Below are 8,146 nucleotides of genomic sequence, written 5' to 3'. Positions count from 1 at the left end.
GCGCCCGGCCGGTGCACTCGCCGCAAGGCCCGCGGCCTCCGTCAGCAGGCGCATCAGCTCCGGGAAGGTCAGCGCGCCGATATCCGGCGCCAGCCGCTCGACCAGGGCGCGCACCGCCGCGCGCGCCGCCGCGTCGAGACCGCCGGCCGGCGCCGTCTCGGCGTCGTTCACAGCGCCTGTGTCCGCCCGAGCCGGGTCGGGAAGGCGAATTCGGTGTTGGTCTGCGCCTCCAGCACGCGCAGCCGCCACGCGCTGTTCAGGCCGCCATAGACGCCGAGGAAGGCGTCGAACACCGTCGCGAACAGGAACACGTCGCCGAGCCCCATGAAGCCGCCGCGATCAACGGTCAGCCGCACCTCGCGCCCGCGCACCGGAATGCCGCGGACCATGGTGTCGAACCCCTCCGTCGCCACGTCGCGCAGGCCGCCGAGCAGCAGCTCCAGCCGCCGCCGCGCCTGATCGTCCTGCACCGCGCGGAAATCATACGACGCGATCAGCTGGCGCAGCATCGCGACGTCATCGAGCGGCCGCAGGCTGCGCGCGAGGCCGGAGACCAGCCGCCACAGCGCGTCGCTGCCAAAGGGCGGCGGCACTTCCGGCAGGACCGGCGTGATGTTGCGGAACCGCCCGGTCGCCAGACTGCCGGCCGCGTGCTGGTCGATACCGCCGATCGGCACCAGCTCCGCCAGCTGCCCGTTGGTGCAGGTGATGTCGGCCGTCACCATGTCGGCGCCCGGCACCAGCGCGCCGTCGGCGCCGTCCACGAAGCTGAGCCACACGTCGGCACCGCGCCCGACCGTCGCCGGGCGCAGATGGGTGCGGAAGAAATGGCCGGTGCCGCCCGGCATCGCGTGGCGGAACGTCTCGAAGGCGTCGAAGACGACCGGCGCCGGCTGTCCCTGCACGAAACCGCGCACCCGGCGGACGGCATAGACGCGCGCATGTGCATCGCGCTGCGTCGGCGGCCGCACCCGGTATTCGATGCGCCCGCGCTCCGGCCGGATCGGGTCCGCCTCCGCGTCGAACAGATTGATGACCGGCGCGCAGTTCAGCCGGATATGCTGCGGCCCGATCGGCGCCGGCAGCCCCGCAGGCCGCGCGAGGGTGGCGGTGTAGGTCAGGACGGCGCCCGACAATCCGTGCGACGCGGGCAGCGGCGGCAGGTCGACGAACAGGAAGCGTTCGGGGAAAGCCAGGTATTCCTGCAGCAGCCGGTACCCGGGCGCGCTGTTCTCCGGCCAGGGCAGCAGCGCCTCGTCATCGACGAAACCGACCTGCCGCACCCGTGGGGGCAGGGCCACGCCGTGCTGCCCGTCGCTGACGCGCAGCGCCGTCATGTCGCCCAACAGGGCGCGCAGCAGTACCGGGCTGATCCGCGCGTCGCGCTCGCCATGAAGATAAAGCCGAAGGCCGCCGGCGACCGCCGCCGCGGCGTCCGTGTTCGCGGCGGCGTTCAGCGTCAGGGTGAGCACCGCACCGTTCGGCCGGTCCTCCAGCGTCGCCGCGCCCAGCGTGACCGGCACGACATTGAGCGCGCCGCAGATGCGGAACTGGCAGGATATCCCCTCGATCGGCTGTGCCGCGACGGCGGTGCCGGACGGCAGGGTCAGCGGCAGCCCGGACGGGTCGGGCGCGAATTCGACGATCGACATGGCCGGCAGCGGCCGCAGGTAGTGCGGCCACAGCAAGGCCAGCAGCCCGTGCGACAGTTCCGGCAGTTCCTCGTCCAGGCGCTGGCGTAGCTTGCCGGTGAGGAACGCGAAACCCTCCAGCAGACGCTCGACGTCCGGGTCGGTCGCGCGCTGCGACAGCATACCGGCGATGTGCGGATTGGCCCGGCTGAACGCGTCGCCGAGTTCGCGCAGATAGGCGAGCTCGTCCTCGTAATAGCGGCGGAAGCCGGGCTGCTTCACTGCTCAGTCGCCCAGCCGGACGCGGCCGTTGTCGCCGATCTGCGTCTCCACCGCCATCCGCTCGCGCCGGCCGTCCACGTCGAGCGCCGCGGAGATCGCGTAGGTGAGGCTGTCCGGCCGGTCCTCCGACGGGACGTGCCGCACGGTGACGTCGCGCAGCCGAGGCTCGAAGGCGATGATCTGCCGGCGCAGTTCGGTGCCGAGGATGTCGATGGCATCCGGCATTAGATGGATCAGGTCGTTGATGTCCGGCATGCCGTAGTCGGGCCGTATCGGCACGCTGCCGCGGCGGACGTTGAACAGCTCGCGCAGGTGGCGGAGCACGTCATCCATCAGCACGGATGTGTCGATCGTCGTGCGCGCCTCGGCCCGCCCGGATCGCACGCGCTCCAACAGGCGTCGGTCGAACATGATCCCATCCTAGGGCCGCCGCTGCGATCGCGCCAAGCGGCGGCGCGGGTGCGCGGGAGGCTTCACACCGGTGCGCGGAAATCCGCGCACGGGCCGTGGGATGGGCGGGAGCGTGCACACCGGGCCGCACCGGTAAGATGTTGATTCAACACAGTTCATGGTTGCTGGCACGGCTGGCACGCCCCTTGCCCCTACTGGTCGCGTCCGGATGCGGATGCCGCATCGCCGTCACCACTCAGGGAGAGATACAATGGCACAGCCGATCTACGTGAAGGTTACCGGGGCGACCCAGGGGAACATCAGCAAGGGCGCGTTCACGGGCGACAGCGTCGGCAACATCTATCAGGAGGGGCACGAGGACGAGCTGTTCTGCCAAAGCGTCTCCTATCACATCACCCTGCCGCGCGACCCGCAGAGCGGTCAGGTCACCGGCCAGCGCGTGCACATGCCGGCCACGATGATCAAGTATTTCGATAAGGCCTCGCCCATGCTGATGCAGGCGATCGCCTCGGGCGAGGTGCTGCAGATCGAGGCGACGTATTTCCGCACGTCGACCGCCGGCAAGCAGGAGAAGTACTTCACGGTGAAGTTCACCGACGCGATCCTGGTCGAGCACAAGGCCTACACGCCGGTGGCGCTCGACCCCGCCAACGCGCCGTATCGCGACATGGAGGAGCTGCAGTTCACCTACCGCATGCTGGAAGTGACGCACACCGTCGGCGGCACCTCCGGCTCCGACGACTGGCGCTCGCCGAAGAAGTAGCGTCGAGGCAATAACTCAGGGCGCCGGCCGCTTCCTTTGGGCGGCCGGCGTTTTTGTTGTTGTGCGCGCCCGCGCCGGATCGGAGCATCGGCGGCGGCGGCCGAACGGAGGACGGCAAAGGTGCGGCGTCTGCGGCATATGATCGGGGCGGTGATGCTGGCCGGGGCGGCCCTGTTCGCTTGTGTCGCCCCGGCGGCGCCGGTGCACCGTGCGCCCCCCGCGGCCACGGCGCCCCCCGGGGCGGCGCTGCTGCAGGAGGCGGTGCGGCTGGAGATCGGCGACGGCGTGCCGGCCGATCCGCGACGGGCGCTGTCGCTGCTGTGCCGGGCGACGCTGCTCGGCAACGAGCGGGCGGCCACGCATCTGGCCGCCTGGCTGCTCGATCCCGACGGCGAGGGCTATGATCCGCTGCTGGCGAAGGCTTGGCTGCGGCTGTCACAGCGGCAGGCGGCGCATGCGCCATGGCACGGTCTGCCGCCGCGCTGCCCGTCCGATCCCACTTCCGTCCTGCCCGCGACGATGGCGGCGCTGCCCGCCCTGATCGCCGGCGCGGCCGGGGCCGCCGGCCTCGACGTCGCACTCGTCAAGGCGGTGATCCAGGTCGAATCCGGCTTTCATCCCGATGCCGTCTCGATCCGCGGGGCAGCCGGGCTGATGCAGCTCATGCCCGCGACGGCGGCGCGTCTCGGCGTGCTCGACCGGTTCGATCTGCGGGAGAATCTGCGTGGTGGGACGACGTATCTGGCGGCGTTGCTCGACCGCTATCACGGCGATCTCGCGCTCGCGCTCGCGGCCTACAATGCCGGCAGCGGGCCGGTCGACGAGTGTCGCTGCGTGCCGGCGATCGAGGAGACGCGCGCCTATGTCAGCCGGGTGCTCGCGGTCTACGGCAGCCCGATCTATGCCGGTCCTGCCTTTGCGGGTCCCGACTATGCCGGCGCTCAGCCGCCGGCGACGCTGCCCGGCTCGCCGGCCGGCCCGGTGCGTCCCAGGCCATAGCGCGCGATCTTTTCCTGCAGGCTCCGTCGCGACATGCCGAGCATCTCCGCCGCGCGCGTGCGGTTGCCGCCGTTGGCCGCGAGCGCCTGCGCGATCCGCTCCGCCTCGTAGCGCCGCACCGTCTGGCGCAGGGCGGGGGCGTCGTCACCCTCGACCGCCACCGTCTGCGGCGCCGCGATCCGCACCGGGCCGGCGGTCCCGGTCAGATCGGGGGGCAGGTTGTCCGGCTCGATCATGCCGCCCGGGCGGCAGAGGATCACCGCGCGCTCGATGACGTTCATCAATTCCCGCACGTTGCCGGGAAAGCTGTGACGCTGAAGCACAGCCAGCGCCGCATCAGAGATACCGGCGACGCTCTTTTGATGCCGCTCGGCGGCGCGTTCGAGGAAGTGGCGCGCCAGCACCGGCACGTCGCCGCGGTCGCGCAGCGGCGGCAGCAGGATCGGAAAGACCGAGATGCGGTAGAACAGATCCTCGCGGAACCGACCTTCCGCCACGCGGCCGCGCAGATCGACATGGGTCGCGGCGACGATGCGCACGTCGCAGCGCCGCGCCTCCGTGGCGCCGAGCGGACGCACCTCGCCGTCCTGCAACACGCGCAGGAGCTTGGCCTGCAGCGCCAGCGGCATGTCGCCGATTTCGTCGAGGAACAGCGTGCCGCCGTCGGCGACCTCGAACAGTCCCTTTTTGTCCGCGAGCGCCCCGGTGAACGCCCCCTTGCGATGGCCGAACAGCTCGCTCTCAAGCAGGTCGGCGGGCAGGGCGGCACAGTTCTGCGCGACGAAGGGGTGATCGCGGCGCGGACTCGCGGCATGCACGAGGCGGGAGACGACTTCCTTGCCCGTCCCCGTCTCGCCGAGCACGAGGACCGGCACCGCGCTGTCCGCGACCTTGCCGATCAGGTCGAGCACCCGTTCCATCGCCGGGCTCGCGGTGATCAGTCCCTCGGCGCGCGAGGCGACGCTGACGGTCTGCTGCTTGAGGCGCGTGTTCTCCCGCCGCAGCCGTTCGTTGAGCGCCTCCAGCTCCTCGACCAGCGCCTGATTGCGGGCGATCAGCGCGCTGGTCGCGATGGCGATGGCCGCCTGATACGCAAAGGCGCCGATCAGCCGCTCCAGTGCCTGCAGCGCGGCGAGATCGAGCGGGTGGCCGCGCGCGTCGTCGAGGTCGGCGACTTCCAGCACACCCACCGTCACGTCGTCGTTGCCGCGCAGCGGGCAGGCGATCAGCCCGCGCGTGCGCCAGCCATGGGCATGGTCCCGCCGCAGCAGCGCGTCGCGGCCGAAGCCGTGCATGCGCGCGACATCCTCGATGATCGCCGCGCGGCCGGTAAAAGCCGTCCAGCAGCGCGGATCGCGCATGTCCGGCTGTCCGCCGGGATAGAGCGCGACGGTGTCGCCGGTCGCGGTGCCGCGATCGGGATGCACGGCGACCGCGACCAGGTTCTTGCCGGTCGCGTCGAGCGCCCACAGCGTGCCGCGCTTCGCGCCGCTGATGCGGCAGGCGGTATCGAGGCAGGTGGCGGCGAGCCGCTTGCGGTCGCGCTCCGCCGCCATGGCGCTGACCATGGCGAAGAGCTCGACCGCATGCGCGTGGGCATCGTCGTGGCAGTCACTCTCCATGCCGGCCGGTTCCGTCGCGGCCGGTGGATCAGGCCTTGTCGAGCTTGCCGACCAGCGAGAGGGTGAAATCCGCGCCCATATACTTGAAGTGCGGCTGCACCATCATCGAGACCCTGTACCAGCCGGGCTCGCCCTCGACATCCGACACCTCGATCGAGGCCTTGCGCAGCGGCCGGCGACTGCGGACCTCGGCGGACGGATTATCCTGGTCGGACACGTACTGCTTGAGCCAGGCGCCGAGTTCCGTCTGCAATTCACCGGCGCTCTTCCAGCTGCCGATGTTCTCGCGCTGCAGTACCTTGATGTAATGGGCGAGGCGGTTGATCACGAACATGTACGGCAGCTGCGTGCCGAGCTTGTAGTTCAGCTCCGCCGTCTTGCCTTCGGTCGTGTTGCCGAAGAACTTGGGCTTCTGCGTCGAGTTGGCGGAGAAGAACGCGGCGTTGTCGCTGCCCTTGCGCATGGTCAGCGCGATGAAGCCCTGCTCCGCCAGCTCGAACTCGCGCCGGTCGGATATCAGCGTCTCGGTCGGGATCTTGGTCTGCGTCTGTCCCATCGACTCGAAGACGTGCAGCGGCAGGTCCTCGACAGCGCCGCCGCTCTGCGGCCCGATGATGTTCGGCGTCCAGCGATATTTGGCGAAGCTTTCGTTCAGCCGCGTCGCGAAGGCGAAGGAGGCGTTCGCCCACAGGTAGTTCTCGGTCTTGCCGTCCATCTTCTCCTCGAAGTCGAACGAGGCGACGGGGACCGTGTCCTTTCCGTACGGCAGGCGGGCGAGGAAGCGCGGCAGCGTCAGGGCGAAATAGCGGCTGTCCTCGCTTTCGCGGAAGGAGTTCCACTTGGCATATTTCGGTCCCTCGAAGATCGACGAGAGATCCTTGAGGTTCGGCAGATCCTCGAACTTGTCCACGCCGAAGAACTGCGGCGACGGCGATGCCACCACCGGCGCATGCGCCATCGCGCCGACCGCCGCCGAATACTGCATCAGCTTCACGTCTTGCGGGCCCGGCGTGAACTGATAGTTGGCGATCACAGCCGCGAAGGGCTGGCCGCCGAACTGGCCGAACTCGTCAACATACACATGTTTGTAGAGACCCGAACGCACGACCTCCGGCGCATCCTCGAAATCGCTTAGCAGATCGGACTTCGAGACGTTGAGCATCTCGATCTTGATGTTCTGGCGGAAATCGGTGCGATCGACCAGGAACTTCAGCCCGCGCCACGCGGACTCCAGTGTCTGGAACGTCTCGCTGTGCATCACCGCGTTGAGCTGGTCGCTGACCTTGGCGTCGATCGCGGCGATCATCTGATCCACCGCCGCGCCCTGCACGCGCTCCCCGCTGTGGTCGGGCTTGACGATTTCGGCGAGGAAGGCGGCGACGCCCCGCCGTGCGTCCTCATACCCCTCGTCGACCGGTGTCAGCCTGGTCTCGGCGAGCACCTGATCGAGAAGGGAGGCTTCCTCGGTGGTCGTGGTGGCGGCGGACGGGCTGCCGGTCGTCTCGGACATCGTGTCGCTCCTGCTCCGCTGCCGTCAGGACTGCGGCGTGGCGTTGATCTCGGACATCAGCTTCTCGCGCAGCGCGGCATCGCTCAGGATGCGCTCGATCGTCTTGCGGAAGCCGGGGATGTTGCCGAGCGGCCCTTTGAGCGCCGTCAGCGCCGCGCGCAGCTCCAGCAATTGCTTGACCTCCGGGATCTGGGTCGCCACGCTTTCGGGCTCCAGATCCTTGAGCGTATTGACCTGCAGATGCAGGGCCATCTCGCCCGGATCGGCCTCCTCGCTCAGCTTGTTGGGCACCTTGACGTCGAGCGCGATCTGCTGGCTGCGCATCACCTCGTCGAAATTGTCCTTGTTGATGCTGACCCGCTTGCGCTCCTCGACGGGCGTGTCGTCCTGACGCAGCGTGAAATCGCCGATCACCAGGAGCTTGTGCGGCAGTTCGATTTCCTCGCGCGCGTCACCGGTCGCGGGCTTGTAGCGGATATTGACCCGCTCCTTGGGCGCAATGGACGAGTCCTGAGCCATTCTGGATGTTCCCCGTTACCGTTCACTGGAGGCGTATGTTGCGTAAGTGCGAGATTAGCCGCAGTTTTAGCCTCAAGGCACTACCTAACCGACGGGTTTACTGCCCAGTCGCCATGCAGCCGCCGGGTCGCTGCGCGCCAGCGTCATGAAGGCGGCGGCGAGCGCGCGGCCGCGCGCGTCCTCGGTGAACAGGGTCTGCGCGTCGGGCGATCCAAGGCATCGGTGCAGCAACAGGCCGGCCTGCGCCGCCAGCGCTGGCTCCCAGTCGGCCAGCCGCCGCGCGCGCGCGATGTCGTCGAGCTCTTGCGCCAGCGCCAGCGCCAGCGGTGCGGCGCCGGTCTCCAGGCAGAGCGACGCCAGCGCCAGACGCCAGCAGAACCACTCCCGCCCGCTGCCCGCCGCCGCCGTG

8 protein-coding genes are annotated in these 8,146 nt (G+C 69.4%); 2 read left to right on the top strand and 6 right to left on the bottom strand.

Annotation, left to right across the window (positions count from 1 at the left end; all coding sequences use genetic code 11):
* Positions 1 to 167 precede the first annotated feature (167 nt).
* Entirely contained in the window at positions 168 to 1,913 is a 1,746-nt protein-coding gene (gene tssF, locus B8460_RS08555; RefSeq protein ID WP_048861169.1) for a type VI secretion system baseplate subunit TssF, read from the bottom strand.
* A gap of 3 nt (positions 1,914 to 1,916) precedes the next feature.
* Positions 1,917 to 2,324, bottom strand: coding sequence for a type VI secretion system baseplate subunit TssE (tssE, locus tag B8460_RS08550; RefSeq protein ID WP_048861168.1), 408 nt, complete (start codon positions 2,322 to 2,324; stop codon positions 1,917 to 1,919).
* A gap of 250 nt (positions 2,325 to 2,574) precedes the next feature.
* On the opposite strand from tssE, the gene B8460_RS08545 reads away from it, so the two are divergent.
* Together B8460_RS08545 and B8460_RS08540 are read left to right on the top strand one after the other, a co-directional pair.
* On the top strand, positions 2,575 to 3,087 hold the full coding sequence (locus B8460_RS08545) for an Hcp family type VI secretion system effector (RefSeq protein WP_048861167.1): 513 nt from the start codon (positions 2,575 to 2,577) through the stop codon (positions 3,085 to 3,087).
* Positions 3,088 to 3,207: 120 nt separating this feature from the next.
* Positions 3,208 to 4,086, top strand: a complete 879-nt coding sequence (locus B8460_RS08540) for a lytic transglycosylase domain-containing protein (RefSeq protein ID WP_199445586.1) — start codon at positions 3,208 to 3,210, stop codon at positions 4,084 to 4,086.
* Here B8460_RS08540 and B8460_RS08535 read toward each other — a convergent pair.
* The 4 genes from B8460_RS08535 to B8460_RS08520 all read right to left on the bottom strand — a co-directional run.
* Positions 4,029 to 5,708, bottom strand: a complete 1,680-nt coding sequence (locus tag B8460_RS08535; protein WP_052945184.1) for a sigma-54-dependent Fis family transcriptional regulator — start codon at positions 5,706 to 5,708, stop codon at positions 4,029 to 4,031. The genes B8460_RS08540 and B8460_RS08535 overlap by 58 nt on opposite strands.
* A 28-nt stretch (positions 5,709 to 5,736) precedes the next feature.
* Positions 5,737 to 7,218 (bottom strand): type VI secretion system contractile sheath large subunit, encoded by a 1,482-nt coding sequence (gene tssC, locus B8460_RS08530; protein WP_048861166.1) that lies wholly within the window; start codon positions 7,216 to 7,218, stop codon positions 5,737 to 5,739.
* A 24-nt stretch (positions 7,219 to 7,242) separates the two neighbouring features.
* Positions 7,243 to 7,737 carry a type VI secretion system contractile sheath small subunit gene (gene tssB, locus B8460_RS08525; RefSeq protein WP_048861165.1) on the bottom strand — a complete coding sequence of 165 codons (495 nt, stop codon included), beginning with the start codon at positions 7,735 to 7,737 and terminating at the stop codon, positions 7,243 to 7,245.
* 84 nt (positions 7,738 to 7,821) lie between these two features.
* Positions 7,822 to 8,146, bottom strand: a 325-nt coding sequence (locus tag B8460_RS08520) for a type VI secretion system domain-containing protein (protein WP_048861164.1), incomplete at its 5' end; no start/stop codon positions are given.

This window comes from Acidisphaera rubrifaciens HS-AP3 (assembly GCF_000964365.1).
GTDB classification, from domain to species: Bacteria; Pseudomonadota; Alphaproteobacteria; order Acetobacterales; family Acetobacteraceae; genus Acidisphaera; species Acidisphaera rubrifaciens.
This window is presented reverse-complemented; position numbering and strand designations above follow the sequence as displayed.